The following is a 24,639-nucleotide window of genomic DNA, read 5'->3' on the forward strand; positions in this document are numbered from 1 at the left end:
AATTTCACGTAATACAAATAATGGTATTTTCACAAGGTGGAGGGGGTTATGAGAGTGGACATGTATCATATGAAAACATTGAAAGCGCTCGAATCAGAAGATTACATTTTAGTGCGAAGAAGAGTATTACGTCAATTAGTAGAATCGTTAATTTATGAGGGAATCATTACGCCAGTTCGTATAGAAAGCAAAGAACAAATTCTTTTTCTTATACAAGGACTTAATGAAGACAACAAAAGTGTAACGTACGAATGTTACGGAAGAGATCGAATGACATTTGGACGTATTTCTATAGATTCATTAATAGTGAGAGTTCAAGAAGAAAAACAAGAAATACAATCAGTTTCGCAATTTTTGGAAGAAGTTTTTCGAGTTGTTAACGTAGAACAAACGAAATTAGATTCTTTTATTCACGAATTAGAACAAACGATATGTAAAGACACGATTGCACAATATGAAAGACAAAATAACGTGAAATATACTCAAAAATCCTATGATGACTTTGAAAGTCATTTAGTAGATGGTCACCCATATCATCCGAGCTATAAAGCACGCATAGGATTTCAATATCGTGACAATTTTCAATATGGATATGAATTTATGCAGCCAATAAAACTTATATGGATTGCAGCCTATAAGAAATATGCGACTGTAGGTTATGACAATGAAGTGATTTATGACAATATTTTAAAAGGTGAGGTAGATGAGCCTACAATAGAAGTGTATATGGAACGAATTTACAGTGCAGGGTGTGATCCAAAGCAGTACGTGTTTATACCTGTTCATCCGTGGCAGTGGGAAAATTTTATCATTCCTAATTACGCTGATCATATACAAGATAAAAATATTATTTATGTAGGAAAATCAGCGGACGATTACTGTGCGCAACAATCTATGAGGACGTTAAGAAATATTACGAATCCAAAGAAACCATATGTAAAGTTATCACTGAACATACTTAATACTTCAACACTCCGTACGCTGAAACCATATTCAGTTGCGAGTGCACCAGCTATATCGAATTGGCTAAGTGATATCGTAAGTCGGGATTCTTATTTAAGGGATGAATCGCGTGTAATTTTGTTAAAGGAATTTTCGAGTGTAACGTATGATGCGAATAAGAAAGCTACATATGGTTCATTAGGGTGCATTTGGCGTGAAAGTATTCATAATTATTTAGATGAGCAAGAAGATGCTATACCTTTTAACGGATTATATGCAAAAGAGAAGAACGGAACACCGATTATTGATACATGGTTAAAAAAATATGGAATAGAAAGTTGGCTGCGATTACTTATCCAAAAAGCAATTATTCCAGTTATACATCTTGTTGTAGAACATGGGATCGCGCTAGAATCACACGGACAAAATATGATTTTAGTCCATAAAGAAGGGCTACCTATCCGTATTGCATTAAAGGATTTCCATGAAGGACTTGAGTTTTATCGTCCATTCTTAAAAGAAATGAATAAATGTCCCGACTTTACTAAAATGCATAAAGCGTATACGAATGGAAAAATGAATGATTTCTTTGAAATGGATCGTATCGAATGTTTACAAGAGATGGTATTGGATGCATTGTTCTTATTTAATGTAGGAGAATTAGCTTTCGTACTTGCGGATGAGTATGAATGGAAAGAAGAAAGTTTTTGGATGGTAGTGTTTGAAGAAATTGAAAATCATTTTAGAAAATATCCAAATTTAAAAGATAGATTTGAAAGTATTCAGCTATACACTCCTACATTTTATGCTGAGCAATTAACGAAGCGTCGATTATATATGGATGTGGAATCCCTAGTACATGAAGTTCCAAATCCATTATATAGAGCAAGAGAACTTAACAAACAAAAATCAGTTGTTACAGGGGGAAATTATGCTAATCGTTAATAAAGAAGAGTATAGCAAAAGTGATTTTGATTTGAGGTTTCAAGCTTATGAGGAAATGGAACAATTTCAAGAAGCAGCAGGAAATAGATTTGCGCTTTGTCTGAAAGATCCATTTGATATTATTACGCTTGTGTTTTTCTTAAAAGAAAAGAAATCATCCGTATTACTTATACATGAAGATACGCCAAAAGAAACGGCTATTGAAATGGCAAAACGTGCAAATTGTATCGGAATTTTATATGGAGAAAATAGCGATTTTACGAAATTAGAAGTAGTGAAACCTTTACTAGAAGAGCCATCTTTATTGCAATATAGTTCTGGAACTACAGGAGAACCGAAATTGATTCGTAGAACATGGACGGAAGTTGATACAGAAATTACTGCATATAATGTAGCTTTAAACTGTGAATTAGATGAAGTCCCGATTGTTATGGCTCCTGTTTCACATTCATACGGGTTAATATGTGGAACATTATCTGCAATTACGAGGGGAAGCAAACCGGTCATCATTACGAATAAAAACCCAAAATTCGCATTAAATATAGTTCGCAATACAGAAAAACATATTATATATGCAGTACCACTTATGCTACATATTATGGGGAGTTTCCCGCAAGGAACGTTTCAGTTTCATAAAATTATGACATCCGGAGCTCCTTTGCCAGAAGCATTGTTTTATAAACTAAAAGAAACGGCAACATATATGATGCAACAATACGGTTGTTCTGAAGCAGGTTGTATTAGTATATGTCATGATATGAAAAGCCATTTAGATTTAGGAAATCCACTACCTCATGTGAGTATAAATATAGGTTCAGATGAAAATATGCCTGAAGAAATTGTTGTGAAAATGAACGATAAAGAAATTTTCACGAAAGATTTAGGGTATAAGTCTGAGCGAGGCCTTCATTTTATAGGGCGCATGGATGATGTGATTAACGTTTCGGGATTAAAAGTCTTTCCAATAGAAGTAGAAGAAACGATGCTCCGACTAGAAGGTGTTCAAGAGGCAATTGTATATCGAGGGAAACATCCTGTGATGGGTGAAATAGTTAAAGCGAAAGTAGTCTCTCATATTGACCCAGTTCGAATAAGAGAATGGTGTATAAAGCATTTACCAGCTTACAAAGTTCCACATGAGATTGAAAGTGTGACTGAAATTCCGAAAAATAAAACTGGAAAAGTAAGTAGAAAGTTACTAGAGATAGGAGAGGTTGCAACATGAGACGTGAAATATTAAAAAATGAAGTGTTGAAAATTATGAAAGAAAAAATGGAATTAAAAAATGTAACACATTTAGAAGAAACGATGCGTTTAAATCAAGATTTATATATAGATTCGGTAATGATGTTACAACTCATAGTTTACATAGAAATGGATGTAAAGCTATGCGTTCCAGAGGATGAAGTAGATCCAAAGGTATTTCTAACTGTAGGATCTTTGCTTGATTTTATGGAGGAATTACAACCGTTACAGGAAGTGAATGTAAATAATTAACCTTTAGGAAAGTGGATGAGAACATGACTTCAATTAAAGTTCACTGTTTAGTGAGTTGTTTTTGTGAAATTATAAAAAGGCGTAGTGATATAGATTTTCGTCCTTTTTATTTTGGGCTATGGGACGGAGATTTTGATATAACTGAAGGTGGCATTATTTCGTATCACTCCGAAAATATTAACCATGATAATTATTTATTATGGTATGAAAAATTGTATGGCATAAAAGTGAACGAATGGTATGATCATACAAAAGATAAGGATAGCAATGTAGAAACGTTTTTACAATTAGTAGAAAACAAGCCAGAAAATCGTTATGTCATTGTAATGGTTGATATGTCTCTATTACCTGAGAGGGAAAATAAATTCCATCAAAAACCGTTTCCACATTATTTAATGATATCAGAGACAGATAAAGAAGAAGAATGGTTCATGCTAGATCCTGATTTTCGCTGGGAAGGGAATATGGAAAGAGAAAAAGTGCTTCACTCTGTTCAAGATAACCCGTTTGGCGGAGGGTATTTTATTGATATAGAGGAAATTCAAGAGCCAACAGAAGAAATGGTAGCAAGCTATTTCATAGAAACTTTCAAAAGAACTGACAATGAACTGACTATGGAACTGAAAAAATTAATTATAAAAATGGCAAATGAAGAAGAAGGGTATCCGCTTTCTGGTCTTGTAGCGGCAGTCAAACAAATACCAGTACTTGCAATTCGTAAATATAGTTATGAACATGCCTTTGCATACTTCCGTGAAACGTTGCAATATTCGGAGCGAGAATTTGATTATTGGTGTGATCGAGTAGAAGATATTGTACAAGGATTTACAAATGTACAGTATCGTGCCATAAAAATGTCAATGATGAATAATAAAGGTATGCTATTATCAATTGTTGAAAAGCTAGATGAAATGAATGCAATTGAACTGCAAATAAAAGCTGAATTAGAGAGACAGTTTTTATTATGGAAAGAAATGAAAACAAACGAGTCTGTCTTAGCGTTAAAAAAACCTAACTGAATTTAAGATAAGGGAGTTCGAACCTATGAAATATTCATTATGTACTATTTCTTTTCGTCATCAATTAATTTCATTTACTGATATTGTTCAATTTGCATATGAAAACGGTTTTGAAGGAATTGAATTGTGGGGGACGCATGCACAAAATTTGTATATACAAGAGTATGAAACGACAGAAAGAGAATTAAATTGTTTAAAAGATAAAAACTTGGAAGTTACGATGATAAGTGATTACTTAGACATATCATTATCGTTAGATTTTGAAAAAACGATAGAGAAATGTGAACAACTTGCAATACTAGCTAAGTGGTTTAAAACGAACAAAATTCGTACGTTTGCTGGACAAAAAGGTAGCGAAGATTTCTCGGAACAGGAAAGAAAAGAGTATGTGAACCGTATTCGCGTCATTTGTGAAGTATTTGCTCAGCATAATATGTATGTACTTTTAGAAACACATCCAAATACGTTAACGGATACGTTGCCTTCTACTTTGGAATTATTAGGAGAAGTAGACCATCCGAATTTGAAAATAAACCTGGATTTTCTTCATATATGGGAGTCAGGAGCAAACCCAATAGACAGTTTCCATCAACTAAAGCCTTGGGTACAACATTACCATTTTAAAAATATATCGTCAGCGGATTATTTACATGTGTTTGAACCTAATAATGTATATGCAGCAGCGGGAAGTCGTATTGGTATGGTCCCACTATTTGAAGGTATCTTAAATTATGAAGAGATTATTCAAGAAGTGAGAGATACTGACCATTTCGCTTCACTCGAATGGTTTGGGCATAATACGAAAGATATATTAAAAGAAGAAATGAAAGTATTAACAAATAGAAAATTAGAAGTAGTAACTTCTTAATATAAAATGATGTAAGAGTCTCTCATTGTAGAGACTCTTTTTTTAAAAAAAATAATAACCAAAAATTACCATGCATTTAAATTAAAATTTAACACAATTTATATATAAATAAGGAGGTGATTGGTAATGGCTAGAAATCGTAATTCTAATCAATTAGCATCACATGGAGCACAAGCAGCTTTAGATCAAATGAAATATGAAATTGCACAAGAGTTTGGTGTACAACTTGGAGCTGACACTTCTTCACGTGCAAACGGTTCTGTAGGCGGTGAAATTACAAAACGCCTAGTAGCGATGGCAGAACAACAACTTGGTGGCGGATATACTCGCTAATTGTAGAAGGTTATAGGAGAAAGGAAGGATTCTTCCTTTCTTTTTTTTTCAATTAATTGGTATGGATATATTGCGAACTGGATTCAAAGAATAGGAATGATACTATATTTTCCCCAATTTCTTTTGTTGTAAATGGGAAGTAGTAAAGATGTAATAGCCCTGGTGGAATGAAAAATTACGTTCCAGCAGGGCTATTATATGGTAAGAAATATATGATGAAAGGTTCCGAAGTCAACATGTTAAAAAAAGAAAACTGTTGTTTAATTGCGCTTGCATCAGTTCCACTTGTTATGACGTTAGGGAATTCAATGCTCATTCCAATACTGCCAACTATTGAAAAGAAATTACATATTTCATCATTTCAAGTATCCATGATTATTACAATTTACTCTATTGTAGCCATTTTACTTATACCGATTGCTGGTTATTTATCAGATAGATGGGGACGAAAGATGGTAATGGTTCCGAGTTTGCTCATTGCGGCTATAGGAGGAGCGATAACTGGTTGGGTATCTTGGAAAGTTGATAATCCTTACACTTGGATATTGATTGGTAGAGCGATTCAAGGTATTGGTGCTGCTGGTGCAATGCCAGTTGTTATACCGTGTGTTGGTGATTTATATAAAGATGAAAAACAAGTTAGTACAGGTTTAGGAATCATCGAAACATCCAATACATTTGGGAAAGTACTGAGCCCTATTTTAGGATCTGCTCTTGCTGCCATTGTATGGTTCTTACCATTTTGGGCGATTCCAGTTTTATGCGTAGTATCAATCGTTTTATTACTTGTTCTAGTAAAGGCGAAGAAACAAGAAGGAGAAGTACCGCCACTTAAAGAGTTTATCAAATCTATTCTCTCTACGTTTCGAGAAAAGGGAAGATGGTTGGTTGCCATTTTTGTATTAGGTGCAATTATAATGCTTATTTTATTTGGAATTCTCTTTTATTTATCGACTATATTGGAATCTAAGTATGACATTCATGGCATATGGAAAGGGTGTGTACTTGCGATTCCGTTGCTTGTACTGTCACTTAGCTCATATATGGCCGGTAAAAAAATTGGAGATAATCAAAATATTATGAAGAAGTGTATTTATATTGGTTTTTTAATGGCAGCTGCATCAGTCATCATTCCTTTATTTATAAAAGGGATCTATTTACTACTTCTTTGTCTCGTTATTATGGGAGTAGGAATTGGTATGGCACTCCCATGTTTAGACGCCCTTATCACACAAGGAATTGAAAAGGAGCAAAGGGGAACGGTTACGTCCTTTTATAGTTCCATGCGATTTATAGGTGTAGCAGCTGGACCACCTTTATATTCTTTTTTCATGAAAGGTGCTGACCATGAAGTGTTTTATGTAACAAGTATATCCGCTGTTATCGGTGCTGTTATAGCAATCATTTGGATTAAACCAGCAAAAGATGCAAAGAACGTAAAACAGAAATCGGAACCGGAACCTTCTGCATAATTTGAAAGAGAATTGTATGATGTTTTCAGTAACATGCAATTCTCTTTCGTTTCTTAAGAATAAATAACTTGTTTTAACATATAAAGCGCGACACCCCATATGATGAGACCAGAAAATTTATTTAATAGCACGATTGTTTTTCCGGTTGAGTCCATTCTTTTTAGAAATTTCCCCGCTAAAGCTAAGCTTATAAACCAAATCCAAGAAACGATAATAGTTGCAAGTGTGAACGCCCATTTTTCACTTCCTATGTATTGAATAGAATTTGTTCCAATTACACCGATTGTATCTAAAATTGCATGTGGATTTAATAACGAAACCGATGCGGCGAAAAGAATTTGCTTTTTTAACGGCATACTTTTTTCTTGCTTTACATCGTTGGAAGGGTTACTTCTCCAAATAATAAAGCCCATGTATAGGAGAAAGAAAAATCCAATTATATATAACGAGTTTGTTAGCCAAGAAAAAGTAAGGAGTACAAGGGAAACACCTTGCACCGCAATCAATATGAGTAACGTATCACATATTGAGGCAGTTAATACTACAGGGGCTGCTCTCCAAATGTTTGGTTGGCTCGCACCTTGGTTAAAGACGAAAACATTTTGGACGCCTAATGGAATGATAAGACCAAATGCAAGAATGATACCATGAATAATTGCCTCACTCATCATATTACCTCCTATTTAAATTTATTATGATAGTGTATATTGTATAGAAGAAATGAAAATTTGTATCCATCCATATGGTTGGGGAGGTTACCAACCAAAAAGAATATAAGGTGATATGATGGAAAGATTCGTTTGGAAACCGAATATGTCTTTAGCGACTCCTCTGTATAAACAAATAGAAACGTATATTAAGGAAAAAATCGTTAATGGTGAATGGACTGTTGGAACGAAATTACCTTCGCAAAGAGATTTGGCACATATATTTGGTGTAAACCGAAGTACAATTGTAATGGCTTTCGATGAACTAATGGCAAAGGGATATATTGAAGGGAATGGTAGGAAAGGAACAATTGTTGTAAATAATAATGAGAATGCTTCCACGTACGCCCCCCCGCCTAATTGGCAGTCTTATGTAGAAACAGGACTTCATTATCCAAATCTGCCTGCTATTCAAGAAATAAATCAAGCTGAATTTTATCCGCATGTAATTCGTTTAGGAACAGGTGAACTCGCGCCAAGTCTTTTACCTGAAAAAAAGATGAAAGATATTATGAATAAGCTTTTAAAGTCGAACATGATACTTGGATATGAAGAGCCGAAAGGGAATTTTTATTTAAGGCAGAAAATTGCGGACTATTTAAAAGGACATGGTGTATATGTAACGCCTGATTCTATATTAATTGTTTCAGGAGCAATTCAAGCGTTGCAACTTATTTCTATGGGGCTTCTACCAAAAGGGGCATCTATTTTATTAGAAAAACCATCTTATTTATATTCTCTTAATGTTTTTCAATCAGCTGGAATGCGATTAATTGGTATACCGATGGATGAGAGCGGTTTACATGCATCATACATTCCAAAATATAAGAAGCAATTTAATGCATCTATTTTATATACAATCCCGTCTTTTCATAATCCGACAAACTTTAGTATGAATGCGAAGAAACGGATAGAAGTGATGGAAATATGTAATGAAATTGGATTGCCTATTATAGAGGACGCGGTATATCAAGACTTATGGTTTGATGAGCCTATTTCAAAGCCTTTAAAAGCATATGATAAAAACGGAATTGTACTACATATTGGGAGTATGTCTAAAGTCATTAGTCCAGGATTAAGAATCGGATGGATTGTTGGATCAGAGCCAGTCATTCAAAGATTGGCAGATATAAAAATGCAAACGGATTATGGCTCGAGTTCAATATCCCAGCAAATTGCAGCGGAATGGTTTACAAATGGATTGTATGATGAACATTTACAGTTTGTAAGAACTCAGTTGAAAGAACGTAGAGATTTTATGTTACAAATGCTTGAGAAATATTGTTGTGATATAGCAACTTGGTATGAACCAGTAGGTGGTTTTTATATTTGGTTACATATGAATGTATCCGTTTCAAACCGTAGCTTATTTGACAAAGCTTTGAAAGAAAAGATTTTATTAAATCCAGGTACTTTGTATGATAGAAGTGCAAATCAATTTTTGCGTCTATCCTATTCATACGCAACGTTAGAAGAAATTGAAATAGGTATAAAAAAACTTGCACAATTAATGAAAAAGTAAGAGGAGAAAATAATGAAACAATTTGTAATTTGCCAAATTATCAATGGAGAAAAATATTTAGCTGCATATGCAGAGACGAAGCAGGAAGCAATTGAAAAAGCAGAGTTGTTAGGATTACGAACGGGAAATCGATATACCGTTATTACTGCGGAAGAAGCGCAAGGGTTAACGTATCCGTAAGAGACGCATAATAATTTATGTAGGAAGTAAATAAGCCTAGTAATATATTATTACTAGGCTTATTTTTTTTGAAAGCGTTACGTGTTTTCGTATGAAAAATAATAGTATTATGAGTCAAGTTGACGGAAATACCGATTTGTTTTTCGATCCTGATTTCCGTTTCTATAGTCATCAACATATTGCCTGAAGTTCCACGATTGTAAAAACTTATTTGCGGCATTATAACCAGAATTGTATAGCCACTCTTTTTCTTCCTTTGTTAAGTCGAAGTTTGTACTAGTAATGGATCCTGTTGGAATTGTAATTGTTCTTGCTTTTGATTCCTTGTCTAAATGACGTAAATCATGGGCTTGCATCATTGTTTTAAAAAGTCCTTTGAACATGGAGATAGGCTCGTTGTAGTGGGCTGGGTCAGCTTGAATCTCATCTTTTACGAAATGAAACCCAAAAGTCGGCCAGCGAGGAGAGGTAGGTGAGTCGAAAATCCAAATTGGATAATTGCTTAAAATTCCTCCATCAACCATATAACAGGGTTGCTTCCATTTAGGGGTTCTCCATTTTACAGGTTCAAAGAAGAAGGGAATTGTACTACTCATTCTTACAGCTTTAGCAATAGAGAAACGATAATTTAAAAATCCATAGTTTGGTAAGTCATCAGGAAAGATAACCATCTTACCATTACTTATATCAGAGGCGATAATTTTAAGCTTATTTAAATCAGGTAAATCTGTAAACAAGTGAACTCCTTTTTTTCGAAGTAATTCTTCAATCCATTCTTCTATAAAAACATTAGAGTAAATACCAAGAGTATTCCATGCGCTTAATCCTTTTCCGATAAATGGGATTCTGTCAATAAAGGTTTTCTTCGTAAAACGATTATAATCAATGTCAGTTATAATTGTTTTTAACTCTGAGCAAGAATATCCTGCTGCTAGAAGCGCAGCGATAATGGAACCAGCTGATGTTCCAGCTACACGTTCCCATTCATAGCCTTTTTCAGCTAACGCGCAAATTGCCCCTACATGCGCAATTCCGCGTACACCGCCTCCTTCAAAAACACCATCAATCTTCATCGATCATACTTCCTTTCGTATAAAAGATTTGAAAATGGCAAAAAAGCACGTATTGTACGTGCTTTTTTACAATAGTTTTTAAATTTACTAGCAGCCTACAAAGCCGCCCCAACAGCTAGCTCCGATGATGATTAGAAGGATAAATAAAACGATTAATAAAGCGAATCCTCCATAACCACAACCGCCGCCGCCACCGTATCCGTAACCACAGCAACTATATCCGTAACCCATGTGGAATTCCTCCTTAAATTAAAAATAAAAATGAACGAGGGGAAAATGTACTGGAAGAAATAATGAACTATCGTGTTTGTAGGAACAATGTATACTATGCTTTTTTAAACTTGTTCGCGTATGGTGGAAGAGCCCGTTTTTTTGAAGGCTTGTTGTTTTTACAAAGAATGGAGTATAATCTTTGTGCGATGATACAAATAAGTATGTAAATGTAAGGAGAATGTATGAATAAACAAATTGAAGTATTAATTGATAAATATGGGCTGACACATTTAAAAGAGGAACTTATAAATACTGTATTTCCTTGTGTGAAAGTTGTGCCAAAGCAGGAGGAAACTGTTGCGATAGGTAGTTCGAAAATGGGAGGAGTTCCTGATTTACCAGATTCATTTGAATACCCAATGCACAAAGGAAATCCGTTACAGTTTATCGCTCAATTTAATTTAAATGATTTACAAAATATTGGTATGGATCATGATTTTCCTAAGACGGGGATGTTATATTTCTTTAGTATTGAAAATTACTTTGAAGAAGATGTGAACCCAACTGAAGCGGGGCGTGTGCTTTATTATAATGTTCCTGTAGAGCAATTACGAAGAGTAGATGAATTGCAAACGAATTATAACCAGTGTGCCACTACTTTTGAATTGACATATAAATTGCCAGAGCTTTTCATTGAAGATGAGGCGGATTCAGATCGATTCTTACAATTGCTTGAAGAGTTAATTCCAGACAACTACGATAACCATCAAATGTTTGGTGAGCCATTCTCTGTACAAGATGAGGTATTGTATGAGACTGGACAATATATGGAAATAGAACCGCAACAAATGACGCTTTTATTCCAAATTGATTCAGATACTAAAAATTGTAATATGATGTGGGGAGATTTGGGGATGCTTTATTTCTGTATTGGAAATGAAGACTTGAAAAATCGACGTTTTGAAAATGCATGTTGTGTATTACAAACTTGTTAAGGAAGACGGTTGTTCTTGTAAAAAGAGCAACCTTTTTACAATGTTAAATATGCATAATCTCATATGACCTATACGAAAAAGTATTGTATACTCTGAAACTATACGATACTTTTTTCGTATAGTTATAGAATGTAAGGAGTGACAAGATGGGAAAGACAAGTAAGTATGTGACGGCTACCCTGCTTTGTTCAACTATAGTAATGGGAGGCTTACACGCGTCATCAGTATCATATGCAGCTACGAATTCGACTGTAGCGACAACACAATCAGATACAAAGCTTTTAAATGATTTCAGAAAAGAATTAAAAAAACAGGTTGATAATCGAGAAGAAAATATTACAATCATATATAAAACGAAAGATAGAAATGCTAGAAATGTTATAGATCAATTGTATGGCGAGTTTAATAAAATTGTAGATGCAGATGAGTATGTAAAATATAATGTAGCCTCTACTAAATATTCTATTAAAGGGCTACCAGGAAACTATACGTTTACACTGCAAGTGAAATATCGTGAATCAAAAGAGCAAACACAATATGTAAAATCTCAGGCAAAAGCAATTATCGGTTCAATTGTAAAACCTGGAATGGATGAGCATGAGAAAGTAAAAGCTATTCATGATTACGTTGTAAAGCATGTATCGTATGATACGTCCTATAAAGCGTATACAGCATATGAAGCATTAGCAAATCGTTCTGCCGTTTGCCAAGGATATACGTTATTAACATATGAATTGCTAAAAGAAGCGGGTATCCAAAACCATATTGTAACAGGTACAGGAAATGGACAAGCTCACGCATGGAATTTAGTGAACATTGAAAACAAATGGTATCATCTTGATACTACATTCGATGATCCGGTACCCGATAAAGCTGGACGCGTAACATATTCATATTTTAATATGTCTGATGAGCAATTAAGAAAAGATCACGACTGGGATCGCAGTAAATATCCAGCGGCAACTACAAGTTACTTTAATGAATTAACAAACAAAATAAAATCGGGTAGTTCAAAGACTGCTGCGTATGAACAAATGTTAAAAGTAACAAATTTAAAATATTTATCTGCACAATATGGGGCAGAGAATTACAGTGAATTTAAGAAAAAATTACAGCAACAATTCGCTTCTAAGCCAGAGAAGGTAGAAGTACGATATAAGCAATCCATGGATGGAACAATGCAAGATATAAAGAAAGTATTAAATGAAATAAATTGGCCAAAAGGTGCAAAGCGTGTATCTTATGAAGTAGCACCTTATAGTGCGATGGCAGATTATTCATTAGCGACAATTACATTTACGTATTAAGTAATGAAAAAGAGCATCTGTAAAAGGTGCTCTTTTTATTATGTATCACTTCAAAAAACAGAATTGTGTGATAAAATATAAAAAAGGAAGGATGTGGAATCTGATTGAATTTGTTCGGAAGTAATATTTTTACATTGATATATACTTGTTTAGTAATCTGACTTATCGTTTTGTTTTTCCTATCATTTACTTTATTCCTTAGAAGATTATTGCAAAATAGCGCTGCAAAAAAACAGCATGAAATGAATATGAATAAGAAGCTAGATCGAATTATTGAATTGCTTGAAAAAGATAAGAAATAATGGTAGAAGACGTATGAAAAGGGGAAGAAGATGGCTAATTATATAAAAGAATTACGTGAAAAAGTAGGGCACGACTGTGTTCTCATAAACTTTGCGGGTGGTTGTGTGTTGAATGAACATGGAGAAGTATTGCTGCAAAAAAGGGGTGATTTTAACGCTTGGGGATTTCCTGGCGGTGCAATGGAAATTGGAGAATCTGCCGCTGAAACCGCGATTCGAGAAATAAAAGAAGAAACAGGTTATGATGTAGAAATAAATGAGCTTATCGGGGTGTATACAAAGTATTTTCAAGCCTATCCAAATGGAGACAGAGCCCAGTCAATTTTAATATTCTTTTCATTTTCAATTACCGGAGGAGAGAAAAAAATAGATGGTGATGAAACGTTAGATTTGAAGTTTTTCCCGCTAAATAAAATGCCACCATTGTTTAATCAACAACATGAGGATTGTTTGCAGGACTTACTAGAGAAAAGAGTAGGGGTGTATCGTTAACATAAAAAAGAAGCTAATGAGATTAGCTTCTTTTTTATGTTTTATTTCCACCAATCATCAAACATTGATGCTGGAACTTGTCTTTTATGTTCGCTCACTGTGTAACGTTTTTCAATTTTTTCTGCTACGTCAGCCGGAACAGCCTTACCTTCTAAATAGTCATCAAGTTGATCGTACGTAATACCTAACTCTGTTTCATCAGCTTGACCTGGTTTTTCATCTAATAAATCAGCGGTTGGCATTTTTAAGTAAAGGCGCTCGTCCGCACCTAATTCTTGTAATAGAGTGCGTCCTTGGCGTTTCGTTAATCCCGTTAATGGTAAAAGGTCTGCACCACCATCTCCGAATTTTGTAAAGAATCCTGTAACAGCTTCTGCCGCGTGATCAGTTCCAATTACCAGTAATCCTTGTTGACCACCGATTGCGTACTGTGTAACCATACGGATACGCGCTTTCACGTTCCCTTTATTGAAATCTGTTAATGATTCACCTAATAAGTTTTCGTATTGATTTGAGAAAGCATCAACTGTTGAAGCGATATCAAATGCAACAGATTGATCAGCTTGAATAAATTGTAATGCTAATTGTGCATCATCTTCGTCTTTTTGCACTTTATAAGGAAGGCGCACGGCGATAAACGTTGCGTTACCACCTTCATTACGAATTTCCTCCACTGCAAGCTGAGCTAAACGTCCAGCTAATGTAGAGTCTTGTCCGCCACTAATTCCAAGTACAAATCCTTTCGCACCTGTTTTTTTTACATAATCTTTTAAGAAATCAACACGTTTACGGATTTCTGCTTTTGGATCAATTACAGGCTGAACATGTAATGCTTTCATAATCTGTTCTTGTAATGTCATTATGTTTCCTCCTATTCATATTAAAGCGGTAAATAAGTTTATATGTATATTGGTACATACTTCTATCCTTTATTATTTCGCAAAACTAACGAATATACAATAGGATGCGTGTATGAATATGAATGTAGTCATTATAATGAAACTGTTTCATTTAAGCAATTTTTTTGAAACCTTTCAATAATGTAAGGTTTTTGTCATTTGAATCGATGGAAGCTATTTCCGCATTTTACTAATATGAGAACATAGTTAGCAGAAGGGCGGAGAAGTAATATGAACATTAGAGAACTCGCATACAGGAATGTAACGCGAAATAGACGAACATACTCAGCATATTTTTTAAGTAGTGCATTTGCTATTATGGCCTTTTTTGTGTATTCATTTTTTGCGTTTCATCCCGCATTAAGTGCTGGAGAATTGGGACAGTACGTATTCGTAAGTATGTCTTTTGCGCAGTCCATTATTTACTTATTTACGTTTTTCTTTATTTTATATTCGATGGGAATGTTTTTAAAAACGAGAAAGCGTGAATTAGGAATTTTAATGATGTTAGGTATGACGAAATATCAATTAAAGCGTCTTATCTTCTTTGAAAATATTATGATTGGGATAGGGGCCATTATATTTGGAATACTTGCTGGAATGATACTTTCCGGAATATTACTATTTGTAGCTCCGATGATATTAAAATTAGATTTTACTTTAGCTTATTACATTCCAATGAAAGCCATTGTTGTAACGAGTATTATGTTTTTCGTATTATTTATGGTTATTTCATTATTTAGTGCAGGAATGATTCGAAAAAATAAAATTATGAAATTGTTTAGAGGATCCGCAGAAGCGAAGCCGGAACCAAAAGCATCTATTATTTCTTCTATATTAGCGGTTATATTGCTTAGTGCGGGATATGCAGGAGCACTTCTCTCGCACGGTGCAATGGTATTTGTCATGATGATTCCTGTTACAACGGTAGTCATTATTGGTACGTATTTGCTGTACAAGCAGTTGAGTGTTTTTATTATTAGACTATGTAAAAAAAGTAAACGTTTCTATTGGACACAGACAAATATTATTACGTTGTCAGATTTAGCTTACCGTATGAGAGATAACGCAAGAATGTTCTTTATTGTAACTATTATTTCAACTGTAGCATTTTCAGCAATAGGTACATTAGTCGGTTTCACGTCAATGACGAAAGGGATTATGGAGAGACCTATTGCGTTTCAGTATCATTCTAAGCAAGAAAATAGTAATGAATCACAGCATTTGAAGATGATTGACGAAGGATTAAAGAAACATAAAATAGCAGCTTCTAAAGCTACTATTTCAACGAAAAGGGCAGAGGAACAATCGTTAAGAAGTGCCATTTTCATAAAAGAATCAGATTATGAGAAATATGCGAAGTTAACAGGCGAACCATTTCAAACTGTAGCAAATAAAGAAGTTTTATTTTTAGCAGTCGATATACCAGGACCACCAATGAAAGAAAAAAAAGAAATTACTTTACCACATTTGAATGAATCTTTAAAAGTGAAAAAAATTAATACTTCTTCGTTAAGTAAAATACTACGAGGTAACGTCTATGTAATCTCTAATAATCAATATGATGCATTACAAGATGGCTTTAAAGAGGAAAAAGATTATGTATACAAAACAGAAGGAACGAAAGATGAAATTGAAGTTGGTAAAGAGCTTACTCATCAAATGAAGACTTATGAAGAACATGCAATGTTTAGTGCAGAAGAGTATGAACAAAATCAAAGTTTACAAATCGCAGGACCGATTCTATTTGTAGGTTTCTTTATTGGTATCGTATTTTTCGTATGTGCGGGAAGCTTCCTTTACTTCCGTTTGTTTTCTGATTTGGAGGATGATACTCGTTTATTTGAAATGATTCGAAAAGTAGGTTTAACGAGCGGAGAATTATCGAAAGTGGTTACAATTCGATTGGCACTTTTATTCTTCGTTCCAATAGGCGTTGCAACATTACATGGAGCAGTAGCATTAACTGCACTGGGACAGATGTTTGAGTACTCACTATTTAAAGAAAATACGATTGTATTAAGTATTTTCGTAGGAATTCAAGTTGTATATTTCTTGCTGATACGATCTCGTTATTTAAAACAATTGAAAGAGCGATTACGTATTCGTTAACTGTGTTTTTTTAACTTGAGTACAAAATTTTCTAAAAAGATACAAGTATTACCAAAAAGTGATAAAATGGAAAGAGCGAGGTGGAAAAAATAATAGAAAGTAAGGGGGGAGTAATATGAAAGCAACAGGAGTTATTCGAAAAGTAGACGAATTAGGACGAATTGTTATTCCTAAAGAATTACGTGATGTATTGGGAATACAAATCAAATCACCGCTTGAAATTTTCGTAGAAGAAGACAAAGTCATTTTACAAAAATATCAACCTTACAATGCTTGTCAAATAACAGGTGATGTTTCAAATCAAAACATATCATTAGCAAATGGAAACATTACTGTTAGTATAGATGGAGCGAAACATTTAATAAAAGAAATAGAGAAGTTTTTAAATAAGAGTGAGGCTTAATCTTAACTTATTTTATTTTTAAAATTTCATATCATTCTATAAAAATGATAAAAGGACCATTAAATTGGTCCTTTTATTTATCTCGTAATTTTTCGTGTCTAAAAATTACGAGATAAATAAAAGAGTAGTATAAAGTGAAACTTTAATCAGTGGGGGTCTTACTGCCTGTTAATGCGGGATAAAATTAGTAAGCTATATTGAGAAATATTTTTAAGGGAGGAATACGAAACGAATAAAACGAATGTTACATGTAAGCATTTTCAAAAGTGGTCTGAAATGAAAATAATTTATTTTCAGGAGGGATTACGATGAATAGTAGTACAGCGAATAAACAAAAAGGTATACAATTGATTCCTTTTACAGTCGAAAAGGTGGTTGAACAAGTAAATGAAATTCCACCAGGTGTACAACTCATTCATGCTCCGCAAGTATGGGAGAAGAGTGCGAAAGGAAAAGATATTGTCGTTGCCGTATTAGATACAGGGTGTGATATGAATCATATAGATTTAAAGGATCGCATTATCGGCGGAAGAAATTTCACGAAAGATTACGAAGGGGATCCGAATATTTATCTTGATAATAATGGGCACGGTACTCATGTAGCGGGGACAATTGCAGCGACAGAAAATGGTGTTGGGGTTTTAGGAGTCGCACCGCTTGCTAAAATGTTAGTGTTAAAGGTTTTAGCGGGAGATGGTTCTGGAAGTTATGAGCAAATTATTGAGGCGATTCATTATGCTGTAAATTGGAGAGGGCCTAATAAAGAAAGAGTTAGAGTTATATCAATGTCACTTGGTGGCCCGCAAGACGTTCCAGAATTACATGAAGCAATTCAAAACGCGGTAAAGCAAGATGTTCTCGTCGTATGTGCTGCTGGGAATAATGGAGATTGTGATGATAATACGGAGGAACTAGATTACCCAGGTGCTTACTCGGAAGTAATTGAAGTCGGTGCTGTCAATTTAGAACGAAAAATCGCATGTTTTAGTAATTCGAATCAAGAAATTGACTTAGTTGCGCCAGGTGATGAAATTTTATCTACGTATCTTGAAGGGAAATATGCGGTATTAAGTGGAACTTCTATGGCGACACCCCATGTCGCTGGAGCACTCGCATTGCTTATTAAGCAGTGTGAGAGGGAATATGGTAGAAAATTATCAGAGCCAGAAATATATGCACAACTTATTAAAAGAACTGTACCTTTAGGATATGAACGTACATCTGAAGGGAATGGATTAATAGATTTATTAAAAGAATAGAAAATACTAAAAAACATCTCCTATTCATAGGAGATGTTTTTTAGTATGGTTCTGTCCCATATACCGTGGAATCTAGTATTTAATTTTTTTTCATGCAACGTATATTAGTATGGTGGTTATCCCATACGTCTGTTCATAAAATGATAAAAGGCACATAGAACTGGCATCGCAACAACATAAACAACTATAAGGTTAGAGGAGGTATATACTGATGATATATCAAGCTATCCAGCAGTTAATTGATCGAGCTATTGAAATTCAATTAATTGAACAAGAAGATGAAATATATACAAGGAATAAAATTCTTTCTTTACTTCGTTTAGAGGACTTTGTATTGGAAGCGTCAGCGCCTGCACCTGAAAAGAAAGCAATTTCGGAGTTATTGGAAGAGTTAATTGAATATGCTTGTATGCATAAAGTCATTGAGTCAGTAATGGACGAGAGGGAGATTTTAGCAAGTGCAATTATGGATGTTTTTATGTCCAAACCGTCCGTTATCAATTCTCTATTTTATGAAAAATACGAACAAAATTCGAAGGCTGCAACAAATTACTTCTATGAATTAAGTAAAAACAGCAACTATATTCAAATGAAGCAAATTGCCAAAAATATAAATTATAAAGTAAATACGGAATATGGTGCCATTGATATAACGATTAACTTATCAAAACCAGAAAAAGACCCGAAACAAATTGCTAGAGAAAAAATATTGGAAAGTACTAATTATCCAAAATGTTTACTTTGTATTGAGAATGAAGGATATAGAGGTAGAAGTGGACATCCAGCACGCTCGAATCATCGTATGATTCGGATGAATCTTACAGATGAAAGTTGGCTTCTACAGTATTCTCCATATATATACTTCAATGAACACTGTATTGTATTGTCCTCAGAACACCGCGATATGAAAATTGACCGTCAAACATTTTTACGTTTGTTAAAATTTGTAGAAAAATTCCCGCATTATTTCCTTGGTTCTAATGCAGATTTGCCTATTGTAGGAGGATCTATTCTAACACATGACCATTATCAAGGTGGAAATTATGAATTTGCTATGGCAAATGCATCAAACGACCTAATGTTTAAACTAACTAACTTTCCAGAAATGCAATGTTCTATTATTAAATGGCCAATGTCAGTTATTCGCTTAAGAAGTAACGACATAGAACAAATAGTAAATGCAGGGGAGTACATATTAGATAGGTGGAAGAGATATAGTGATCCGTTCGTTAATATATTTGCATTTACGAATGATGTTCCACATAATACGATAACTCCGATTGCCCGTTACCGGAATAGTATGTACGAATTGGATCTTGTTTTACGGAACAATCGTACAAGTAACGAACATCCATTAGGTATTTTTCACCCTCATGCGGAAATACAACATATTAAAAAAGAAAATATCGGTCTAATAGAAGTAATGGGGTTAGCTGTACTACCTGCGCGTTTAAAAACAGAACTTCAGGAAGTGGAAAAACTCTTACTTAACATTCCAAATGATATTCCAACGCCTCATATACGATGGGCAGAACAATTAAAAATCAAATATGACAATCGGATACATGAACAAAATGTACAGGAGATTGTAAAAGAAGAATTAGGACAGAAATTTATACAGGCGCTTGAAGATGCTGGTGTTTTTAAAAGAGATGACGAAGGGATATCGGCGTTTAAACGTTTTATTCAGACCTTAAATTAGGAAGGGACTTGGTAGTTATGGTGAAGAACAAAATCCTCAATGAATAAAGCTTCACAGTATTAAAAACTAAAAACAACATCTCATATGAATATGAGATGTTGTTTTTAGTATGGTTCTGTCGCATGTATTATGACATCTAATAAACCGGGGAATCTAGCATGTAAGTCATCTTTACGAATTGAAATGAAGCGCTGTGTTCCTTCAAGGCGTGTATACATAACACCGGATTCACGTAAAACCTTGAAATGGTGAGATAAAGTTGATTTCGCAATGGGAATGTTTAACGCACCACAAGATTGTTCGTTTTTCTCTAATAGCATAGTTACAATTTGTAAACGAATTTGATCGCTAAGTGCGTATAAGACAGAAGAGAATTGAATTTCTTCTCGGTTTGGATGATAGAGAGTACGCATTTTTTCACCTGCTTGTATAAGTTCATATAGTTTGCACTATAACATATAAAGTGGTATATTTCTATTTTTTGAATATATTCGAACAATAGAAATATAGGGGGGAGAAAAAATGAAGTATACAAAATTACAAAAGGCAGGACTACATATTTCGAAGTTGGGGTTAGGAACAAACGCTGTAGGGGGGCATAATTTATATGCTGATGTGAATGAGGAAGAAGGAAAACGATTAATAGAAGAAGCTATCCAGCAAGGGATTACATTTTTTGATACAGCAGATTCATACGGTTTCGGTAGATCAGAGGAATTGATAGGGGATGTATTGAAAGGAAAACGCCATGAAGTTGTACTTGCTACAAAAGGTGGAATACAGCCGTTATTAAATGGAGAGGTTTATATTAATAATGAACGAAGCTATTTAAGAAATGCTGTGGAAAATAGCTTAAGAAGAGTACAAACTGATTATATTGATTTATATTATTTGCATTTTACAAATCCAGAAACAAGTTACATAGATTCAATTGGAGAGCTTGCTCGTCTAAAAGAAGAAGGGAAAATTCGTTCAATTGGAATATCTAACGTAAACGTAGAGCAATTAAAAGAAGCGAATCAGCACGGACAGATAGATGTTGTACAATCACCGTATAATATGTTGGATCGTGCTGCTGGGGAAGAACTTTTGCCGTACTGTATAGAATCAGGTATTTCATTTATTCCATACGGGCCTCTTGCATTTGGGATATTAGGCGGAAAATATACAGAATATTTTAAATTGAACGAAGGAGATTGGCGTCAAAGTGTAAATCTATTTGAAGAAAATACATATAAGAGCAATTTTCAAAAAGTTGAGAATTTAAAAGACTTAGCTAAAGAAATGAATCTTGAAGTACCGCATTTAGCTTTAGCGTGGCTATTAAACAAAAAAGGAATTGATACTGTTATTCCTGGTGGGAAACGAGCGGAGCAAATAAGAGAAAGTGTAAGAGCGGTGGAAGTTTCATTGAATGAAAAGATTATGAAAGAGATCGAAACTATTTTAGAAGCTTAGTTGAGAAGAGGGGGAGAAATACATGAAGGGATTTTTGAGTGCAAAGATTAAAGAAAGTAGACAAATAGTATAAAGGTATTGTAACAAAGTTATGAGGAATCCAAAAATAAAAAATCCCTATAAAAATAGGGATTTATATATCGGCATATAGTTCCTTGGAAAAGGATATACTTAGCTTAGCATATAGGACTACTTATATTTGTGAAAAAGATGTGAAAAAGATGTGAAAAAAATACCGTAATAAAAAGCACTGTTTTAGCTAATTGAACTAAAACAGTGCTTTTTTCTTTGATTGAACAGTTGCTGCATTTTCATCGTGTATGCCTGCATCTTTAATAATTCGTTGCTTTGCTTTATTTAATAGATGGTTGACTGCTTCACCAAAATAGTTAGCTTCGCTTTTTGTGCGGGCTTCTCGTAAACATTTATAGTTTTCTAGCAGTTCCTCTTTTTCAGTGTTTGTTAAGAAATCTTCTATTTTCTTTTTTGTCATACGAAACACCCTTTCTTCTGACAAACGACGCAATAGAAAATATTTATTGTTTATTATAGCAATAATTTTTAAAGAAAGTATAGACTAACGTCGTAATAATTTGTCAATTTCTTGAATCTTCTCATCAGCTTTCCCAATTTGTGTATTTTTAGCCTGCTCACCACCAAGCGCTTGGTGCAGTAAGAAAGTCTGACCGGAAATAGCAGTCACAATGGATACTTTAATAATTTCTTTTATTAAGGTGACATCGAATAAAACGAGTCCAAGAAGTGCAGCTAAACTACCAGTGAAAATATCAGTTAAAAACCCAAAGTGAAAAAAAGTTTTCAAACGGCGTGGAAGCAATAACTTACCTTGGTTATTGATTAGATGGGAAACGAAACCGGTAATGCCACCAACGAGAACAGCAGTTATCCATTGATACATTTCCATCGAATCCACTCCTTTTAGTGAATAAGATTCGATTATTTTATATTGATTCCTTTTAATATTTCATAGAAGCATATTGAGAAAGTTTGTTTGGGTTTATTATGTATTCAATTTAATTATAACAGAAAAATCTGATATATTTCAGTCTATTATATGAAGCGGTTATTCCTTAATATGAATGTAGAAAGGGGTGCGTGAGATGAATATAGATTATCGAATAAGAAGTGTGGATGGTTATACAAAAAATATAGGGGAATTAGTAAGCATGCTGGAGCATACGAGGGCTGTAACATTACAGGAAATAAAAGATCTATCAGTTGAGCAATTAGAATTAATTATGCCGAGTGGAGGAAATTCCATCGGAGCGTTATTAAAACATATAGCAGCTATAGAAAAAGCTCATCAACTTATTTCATTTCAAGAGCGCGACTTTACAAAAGAAGAATTAGAAATATGGGAAGACGCACTGTATTTAGGGGAAGCGGGGAGAACAATCCGTGGTCATGACATACAGTATTATGTACAACTTTTACAAAGTGTTCGAGAAGAATCTCTGAAGTATTTGAGTGAACAAGATGATGAATGGCTCATGCCAGAAAGAAAGTGGCCTAACGATGTAGCGTATAACCAGCACTATCTGTGGTTTCATGTGTTAGAAGATGAGATTAATCACCGTGGGCAAATTAGAATGATGAAACATAAATTATTTGAAAATTACATTAAATAAAGTAGCTTTTTAAATAAATATTCCATATAATGAGAGTAATTAAAATGAGAACGGGGTGATGTGTTATGGCGAAAATAACTTATATGAATAATAAACCAAATACAAAGGTGGATGGAAAGGGCGAGACTGTATAAGTTAGCGCACGATCCTTCCGCTTAGCTTAAACTAGGGAGGATATCAATTTGAATCAAAATATTTTAGAATCATTCGGCTGGGATTCTTTTTTTGGGGAACAAGCTGTAGAGAACTTTGAAGTAGGACGTATTTTACTTGAGCATAAGCATATATATCGAATTATTTGCAATGATGGTGAATATATGGCAGAGCTGTCTGGAAAGTTTCGACATGAAGCAGTAACGAAGGGAGATTATCCAGCGGTTGGTGATTGGGTGTATATAAAGAAAATAGAGAATGAAAAGAAAGCAATTATTCATCGTATTTTTCCGAGAAGAAGTTCTTTTTCTAGACAAGAGGCTGGTACTCGAACGGAAGAACAAGTAATAGCAGCAAATGTGGATTATTTATTTTTAGTGAATGCACTTAATCATGATTTTAACGTAAGAAGAATGGAACGTTATTTACTATTAGCGTATGAAAGCGGTGCAATGCCTGTTATTGTTTTAACGAAGAGTAGCTTATGTGAAGATGTGGAACAGAAAATTGTAGAAACGGAAGCCGTGGCAATTGGTGTTCCGATCTTCATCGTTGATAGTTTAGAACATACTGGCATTGACTCGTTGCAGCAATTTGTTTCTGCTGGGAAAACAATTGCTCTAGTCGGATCATCCGGGGTTGGAAAATCGACTTTGCTAAATGCACTTATAGGAATTGAAGTAGCAAAAACGGGAGATATTCGTGAGGAAGATAGTAAAGGAAGGCATACGACAACTCATCGTGAATTGTTCCGATTACCGAGTGGTAGTTTAGTTATTGATACGCCGGGTATGAGGGAACTGCAACTTTGGGAAGGTAGCGATGCAATTCAAACAACATTTTCTGATATTGAAGAATTAGCAAAAACGTGCCGTTTTAGGGACTGTAAGCATGAAAATGAGCCAGGTTGCGCAGTGCATTATGCAATTGATAACGGAACTATTACGATAAATCGTTTGCAAAGCTATAAAAAACTACAAAGAGAACTGGCATATTTTATGAGAAAACAAGATGCTGTTCTTGCAAGAGCAGAGCGTGATAAGTGGAAAAAGATTTCTAAACAGCATAAAAAAATGTAAAAAGCCAAAGGGTGGTTCCCTTTGGCTTTTTTTTGCATTTGTAAATTTTATAATAATA

General features: G+C 34.3%; 27 protein-coding genes and 1 pseudogene. 21 read left to right on the plus strand and 7 right to left on the minus strand.

Annotated elements, in window-relative coordinates; all coding sequences use genetic code 11:
• Window positions 1-48 precede the first annotated feature (48 nt).
• From AC3WTI_RS00885 to bcbE, 7 genes are all read left to right on the plus strand, one after another.
• Window positions 49-1,887: an IucA/IucC family protein gene (locus AC3WTI_RS00885; RefSeq protein ID WP_142305920.1), complete on the plus strand. Its 1,839-nt coding sequence runs from the start codon at window positions 49-51 to the stop codon at window positions 1,885-1,887.
• Window positions 1,874-3,112: an AMP-binding protein gene (locus AC3WTI_RS00890; protein WP_253621544.1), complete on the plus strand. Its 1,239-nt coding sequence runs from the start codon at window positions 1,874-1,876 to the stop codon at window positions 3,110-3,112. The genes AC3WTI_RS00885 and AC3WTI_RS00890 overlap by 14 nt, the downstream gene beginning before the upstream one ends.
• A complete protein-coding gene (gene asbD, locus AC3WTI_RS00895; RefSeq protein ID WP_087959548.1) occupies window positions 3,109-3,384 on the plus strand; it encodes a petrobactin biosynthesis protein AsbD in 276 nt (91 codons plus the stop codon). The genes AC3WTI_RS00890 and asbD overlap by 4 nt, the downstream gene beginning before the upstream one ends.
• Before the next feature lie 23 nt (window positions 3,385-3,407).
• Window positions 3,408-4,403 (plus strand): petrobactin biosynthesis protein AsbE, encoded by a 996-nt coding sequence (gene asbE / locus AC3WTI_RS00900; RefSeq protein ID WP_142286530.1) that lies wholly within the window; start codon window positions 3,408-3,410, stop codon window positions 4,401-4,403.
• Window positions 4,404-4,428: 25 nt separating this feature from the next.
• Window positions 4,429-5,271: a sugar phosphate isomerase/epimerase family protein gene (locus tag AC3WTI_RS00905; RefSeq protein WP_087959550.1), complete on the plus strand. Its 843-nt coding sequence runs from the start codon at window positions 4,429-4,431 to the stop codon at window positions 5,269-5,271.
• A 126-nt stretch (window positions 5,272-5,397) separates the two neighbouring features.
• On the plus strand, window positions 5,398-5,604 hold the full coding sequence (locus tag AC3WTI_RS00910) for an alpha/beta-type small acid-soluble spore protein (protein WP_000113545.1): 207 nt from the start codon (window positions 5,398-5,400) through the stop codon (window positions 5,602-5,604).
• 236 nt (window positions 5,605-5,840) lie between these two features.
• Complete coding sequence (gene bcbE, locus AC3WTI_RS00915; protein ID WP_142305923.1) at window positions 5,841-7,076, plus strand: bacillibactin exporter BcbE; 1,236 nt, start codon at window positions 5,841-5,843, stop codon at window positions 7,074-7,076.
• 53 nt (window positions 7,077-7,129) lie between these two features.
• Here bcbE and AC3WTI_RS00920 read toward each other — a convergent pair whose 3' ends face one another.
• A complete protein-coding gene (locus AC3WTI_RS00920) occupies window positions 7,130-7,744 on the minus strand; it encodes a LysE/ArgO family amino acid transporter (RefSeq protein ID WP_087959552.1) in 615 nt (204 codons plus the stop codon).
• Window positions 7,745-7,862: 118 nt separating this feature from the next.
• On the opposite strand from AC3WTI_RS00920, the gene AC3WTI_RS00925 reads away from it, so the two are divergent.
• Together AC3WTI_RS00925 and AC3WTI_RS00930 are read left to right on the plus strand one after the other, a co-directional pair.
• Window positions 7,863-9,305: an aminotransferase-like domain-containing protein gene (locus tag AC3WTI_RS00925; protein ID WP_097841863.1), complete on the plus strand. Its 1,443-nt coding sequence runs from the start codon at window positions 7,863-7,865 to the stop codon at window positions 9,303-9,305.
• Between the two features lie 12 nt (window positions 9,306-9,317).
• Complete coding sequence (locus tag AC3WTI_RS00930) at window positions 9,318-9,485, plus strand: DUF3933 family protein (protein WP_087959554.1); 168 nt, start codon at window positions 9,318-9,320, stop codon at window positions 9,483-9,485.
• Between the two features lie 107 nt (window positions 9,486-9,592).
• On the opposite strand, the gene AC3WTI_RS00935 is transcribed toward AC3WTI_RS00930, so the two are convergent.
• Together AC3WTI_RS00935 and AC3WTI_RS00940 are read right to left on the minus strand one after the other, a co-directional pair.
• The gene (locus tag AC3WTI_RS00935) at window positions 9,593-10,558 is read right to left on the minus strand and encodes a patatin-like phospholipase family protein (protein ID WP_087959555.1); all 966 of its coding nucleotides are present in this window, start codon (window positions 10,556-10,558) and stop codon (window positions 9,593-9,595) included.
• Window positions 10,559-10,645: 87 nt separating this feature from the next.
• Entirely contained in the window at window positions 10,646-10,789 is a 144-nt protein-coding gene (locus tag AC3WTI_RS00940) for a YjcZ family sporulation protein (RefSeq protein ID WP_000540420.1), read from the minus strand.
• Window positions 10,790-11,013: 224 nt separating this feature from the next.
• On the opposite strand from AC3WTI_RS00940, the gene AC3WTI_RS00945 reads away from it, so the two are divergent.
• The 4 genes from AC3WTI_RS00945 to AC3WTI_RS00960 all read left to right on the plus strand — a co-directional run bounded on the left by AC3WTI_RS00945 (window position 11,014) and on the right by AC3WTI_RS00960 (window position 13,867).
• Window positions 11,014-11,766, plus strand: a complete 753-nt coding sequence (locus AC3WTI_RS00945) for a YwqG family protein (protein WP_087959556.1) — start codon at window positions 11,014-11,016, stop codon at window positions 11,764-11,766.
• A gap of 146 nt (window positions 11,767-11,912) precedes the next feature.
• Window positions 11,913-13,073, plus strand: a complete 1,161-nt coding sequence (locus tag AC3WTI_RS00950; protein ID WP_097841864.1) for a transglutaminase domain-containing protein — start codon at window positions 11,913-11,915, stop codon at window positions 13,071-13,073.
• 164 nt (window positions 13,074-13,237) lie between these two features.
• Window positions 13,238-13,375, plus strand: coding sequence for a DUF4083 family protein (locus tag AC3WTI_RS00955; RefSeq protein ID WP_253621714.1), 138 nt, complete (start codon window positions 13,238-13,240; stop codon window positions 13,373-13,375).
• A gap of 30 nt (window positions 13,376-13,405) precedes the next feature.
• Window positions 13,406-13,867, plus strand: a complete 462-nt coding sequence (locus tag AC3WTI_RS00960) for an NUDIX hydrolase (protein WP_087959559.1) — start codon at window positions 13,406-13,408, stop codon at window positions 13,865-13,867.
• Window positions 13,868-13,908: 41 nt separating this feature from the next.
• Here AC3WTI_RS00960 and nadE read toward each other — a convergent pair whose 3' ends face one another.
• Window positions 13,909-14,727 (minus strand): NAD(+) synthase, encoded by an 819-nt coding sequence (nadE, locus tag AC3WTI_RS00965; RefSeq protein WP_087959560.1) that lies wholly within the window; start codon window positions 14,725-14,727, stop codon window positions 13,909-13,911.
• Window positions 14,728-14,997: 270 nt separating this feature from the next.
• Here nadE and AC3WTI_RS00970 point away from each other — a divergent pair, with 270 nt between their 5' ends.
• From AC3WTI_RS00970 to galT, 4 genes are all read left to right on the plus strand, one after another.
• Window positions 14,998-16,878 (plus strand): FtsX-like permease family protein, encoded by a 1,881-nt coding sequence (locus AC3WTI_RS00970; RefSeq protein ID WP_097841865.1) that lies wholly within the window; start codon window positions 14,998-15,000, stop codon window positions 16,876-16,878.
• Window positions 16,879-16,993: 115 nt separating this feature from the next.
• Entirely contained in the window at window positions 16,994-17,281 is a 288-nt protein-coding gene (locus AC3WTI_RS00975; RefSeq protein ID WP_000648329.1) for an AbrB/MazE/SpoVT family DNA-binding domain-containing protein, read from the plus strand.
• Between the two features lie 308 nt (window positions 17,282-17,589).
• Window positions 17,590-18,540 (plus strand): serine protease, encoded by a 951-nt coding sequence (locus tag AC3WTI_RS00980; RefSeq protein WP_087959562.1) that lies wholly within the window; start codon window positions 17,590-17,592, stop codon window positions 18,538-18,540.
• Window positions 18,541-18,751: 211 nt separating this feature from the next.
• On the plus strand, window positions 18,752-20,242 hold the full coding sequence (gene galT, locus AC3WTI_RS00985) for a UDP-glucose--hexose-1-phosphate uridylyltransferase (protein WP_097841866.1): 1,491 nt from the start codon (window positions 18,752-18,754) through the stop codon (window positions 20,240-20,242).
• Window positions 20,243-20,346: 104 nt separating this feature from the next.
• Here the strand turns inward: galT and AC3WTI_RS00990 are convergent, their stop codons facing one another.
• Window positions 20,347-20,655, minus strand: coding sequence for an ArsR/SmtB family transcription factor (locus AC3WTI_RS00990; RefSeq protein WP_097841867.1), 309 nt, complete (start codon window positions 20,653-20,655; stop codon window positions 20,347-20,349).
• A gap of 109 nt (window positions 20,656-20,764) precedes the next feature.
• Between AC3WTI_RS00990 and AC3WTI_RS00995 the strand changes: the two genes are divergently transcribed.
• Both AC3WTI_RS00995 and AC3WTI_RS01000 read left to right on the plus strand, forming a co-directional pair.
• A complete protein-coding gene (locus AC3WTI_RS00995; protein WP_087959564.1) occupies window positions 20,765-21,700 on the plus strand; it encodes an aldo/keto reductase in 936 nt (311 codons plus the stop codon).
• A gap of 22 nt (window positions 21,701-21,722) precedes the next feature.
• A pseudogene (locus AC3WTI_RS01000) lies at window positions 21,723-21,927 on the plus strand (hypothetical protein).
• Between the two features lie 41 nt (window positions 21,928-21,968).
• Here AC3WTI_RS01000 and AC3WTI_RS01005 read toward each other — a convergent pair.
• Together AC3WTI_RS01005 and AC3WTI_RS01010 are read right to left on the minus strand one after the other, a co-directional pair.
• Window positions 21,969-22,193, minus strand: coding sequence for a hypothetical protein (locus tag AC3WTI_RS01005; protein WP_142286529.1), 225 nt, complete (start codon window positions 22,191-22,193; stop codon window positions 21,969-21,971).
• 84 nt (window positions 22,194-22,277) lie between these two features.
• Window positions 22,278-22,625, minus strand: coding sequence for a DUF4257 domain-containing protein (locus AC3WTI_RS01010; protein ID WP_087959566.1), 348 nt, complete (start codon window positions 22,623-22,625; stop codon window positions 22,278-22,280).
• A 196-nt stretch (window positions 22,626-22,821) separates the two neighbouring features.
• Here AC3WTI_RS01010 and AC3WTI_RS01015 point away from each other — a divergent pair, with 196 nt between their 5' ends.
• The gene (locus AC3WTI_RS01015) at window positions 22,822-23,349 is read left to right on the plus strand and encodes a DinB family protein (RefSeq protein ID WP_097841868.1); all 528 of its coding nucleotides are present in this window, start codon (window positions 22,822-22,824) and stop codon (window positions 23,347-23,349) included.
• A 182-nt stretch (window positions 23,350-23,531) separates the two neighbouring features.
• The gene (gene rsgA / locus AC3WTI_RS01020) at window positions 23,532-24,581 is read left to right on the plus strand and encodes a ribosome small subunit-dependent GTPase A (RefSeq protein ID WP_097841869.1); all 1,050 of its coding nucleotides are present in this window, start codon (window positions 23,532-23,534) and stop codon (window positions 24,579-24,581) included.
• The last annotated feature ends 58 nt before the right edge of the window (window positions 24,582-24,639 follow it).

This window comes from Bacillus sp. EB106-02-03-XG38 (assembly GCF_058792175.1).

What these genes read in the sequence shown, in the direction of transcription:
- AC3WTI_RS00885 (WP_142305920.1), top strand. Translation starts at nt 49, where the DNA reads ATGAGAGTGGACATGTATCATATGAAAACATTGAAAGCGCTCGAATCA.
- AC3WTI_RS00890 (WP_253621544.1), top strand. Translation starts at nt 1,874, where the DNA reads ATGCTAATCGTTAATAAAGAAGAGTATAGCAAAAGTGATTTTGATTTG.
- asbD (WP_087959548.1), top strand. Translation starts at nt 3,109, where the DNA reads ATGAGACGTGAAATATTAAAAAATGAAGTGTTGAAAATTATGAAAGAA.
- asbE (WP_142286530.1), top strand. Translation starts at nt 3,408, where the DNA reads ATGACTTCAATTAAAGTTCACTGTTTAGTGAGTTGTTTTTGTGAAATT.
- AC3WTI_RS00905 (WP_087959550.1), top strand. Translation starts at nt 4,429, where the DNA reads ATGAAATATTCATTATGTACTATTTCTTTTCGTCATCAATTAATTTCA.
- AC3WTI_RS00910 (WP_000113545.1), top strand. Translation starts at nt 5,398, where the DNA reads ATGGCTAGAAATCGTAATTCTAATCAATTAGCATCACATGGAGCACAA.
- bcbE (WP_142305923.1), top strand. Translation starts at nt 5,841, where the DNA reads ATGTTAAAAAAAGAAAACTGTTGTTTAATTGCGCTTGCATCAGTTCCA.
- AC3WTI_RS00920 (WP_087959552.1), bottom strand. Translation starts at nt 7,744, where the DNA reads ATGAGTGAGGCAATTATTCATGGTATCATTCTTGCATTTGGTCTTATC.
- AC3WTI_RS00925 (WP_097841863.1), top strand. Translation starts at nt 7,863, where the DNA reads ATGGAAAGATTCGTTTGGAAACCGAATATGTCTTTAGCGACTCCTCTG.
- AC3WTI_RS00930 (WP_087959554.1), top strand. Translation starts at nt 9,318, where the DNA reads ATGAAACAATTTGTAATTTGCCAAATTATCAATGGAGAAAAATATTTA.
- AC3WTI_RS00935 (WP_087959555.1), bottom strand. Translation starts at nt 10,558, where the DNA reads ATGAAGATTGATGGTGTTTTTGAAGGAGGCGGTGTACGCGGAATTGCG.
- AC3WTI_RS00940 (WP_000540420.1), bottom strand. Translation starts at nt 10,789, where the DNA reads ATGGGTTACGGATATAGTTGCTGTGGTTACGGATACGGTGGCGGCGGC.
- AC3WTI_RS00945 (WP_087959556.1), top strand. Translation starts at nt 11,014, where the DNA reads ATGAATAAACAAATTGAAGTATTAATTGATAAATATGGGCTGACACAT.
- AC3WTI_RS00950 (WP_097841864.1), top strand. Translation starts at nt 11,913, where the DNA reads ATGGGAAAGACAAGTAAGTATGTGACGGCTACCCTGCTTTGTTCAACT.
- AC3WTI_RS00960 (WP_087959559.1), top strand. Translation starts at nt 13,406, where the DNA reads ATGGCTAATTATATAAAAGAATTACGTGAAAAAGTAGGGCACGACTGT.
- nadE (WP_087959560.1), bottom strand. Translation starts at nt 14,727, where the DNA reads ATGACATTACAAGAACAGATTATGAAAGCATTACATGTTCAGCCTGTA.
- AC3WTI_RS00970 (WP_097841865.1), top strand. Translation starts at nt 14,998, where the DNA reads ATGAACATTAGAGAACTCGCATACAGGAATGTAACGCGAAATAGACGA.
- AC3WTI_RS00975 (WP_000648329.1), top strand. Translation starts at nt 16,994, where the DNA reads ATGAAAGCAACAGGAGTTATTCGAAAAGTAGACGAATTAGGACGAATT.
- AC3WTI_RS00980 (WP_087959562.1), top strand. Translation starts at nt 17,590, where the DNA reads ATGAATAGTAGTACAGCGAATAAACAAAAAGGTATACAATTGATTCCT.
- galT (WP_097841866.1), top strand. Translation starts at nt 18,752, where the DNA reads ATGATATATCAAGCTATCCAGCAGTTAATTGATCGAGCTATTGAAATT.
- AC3WTI_RS00990 (WP_097841867.1), bottom strand. Translation starts at nt 20,655, where the DNA reads ATGCGTACTCTCTATCATCCAAACCGAGAAGAAATTCAATTCTCTTCT.
- AC3WTI_RS00995 (WP_087959564.1), top strand. Translation starts at nt 20,765, where the DNA reads ATGAAGTATACAAAATTACAAAAGGCAGGACTACATATTTCGAAGTTG.
- AC3WTI_RS01005 (WP_142286529.1), bottom strand. Translation starts at nt 22,193, where the DNA reads ATGACAAAAAAGAAAATAGAAGATTTCTTAACAAACACTGAAAAAGAG.
- AC3WTI_RS01010 (WP_087959566.1), bottom strand. Translation starts at nt 22,625, where the DNA reads ATGGAAATGTATCAATGGATAACTGCTGTTCTCGTTGGTGGCATTACC.
- AC3WTI_RS01015 (WP_097841868.1), top strand. Translation starts at nt 22,822, where the DNA reads ATGAATATAGATTATCGAATAAGAAGTGTGGATGGTTATACAAAAAAT.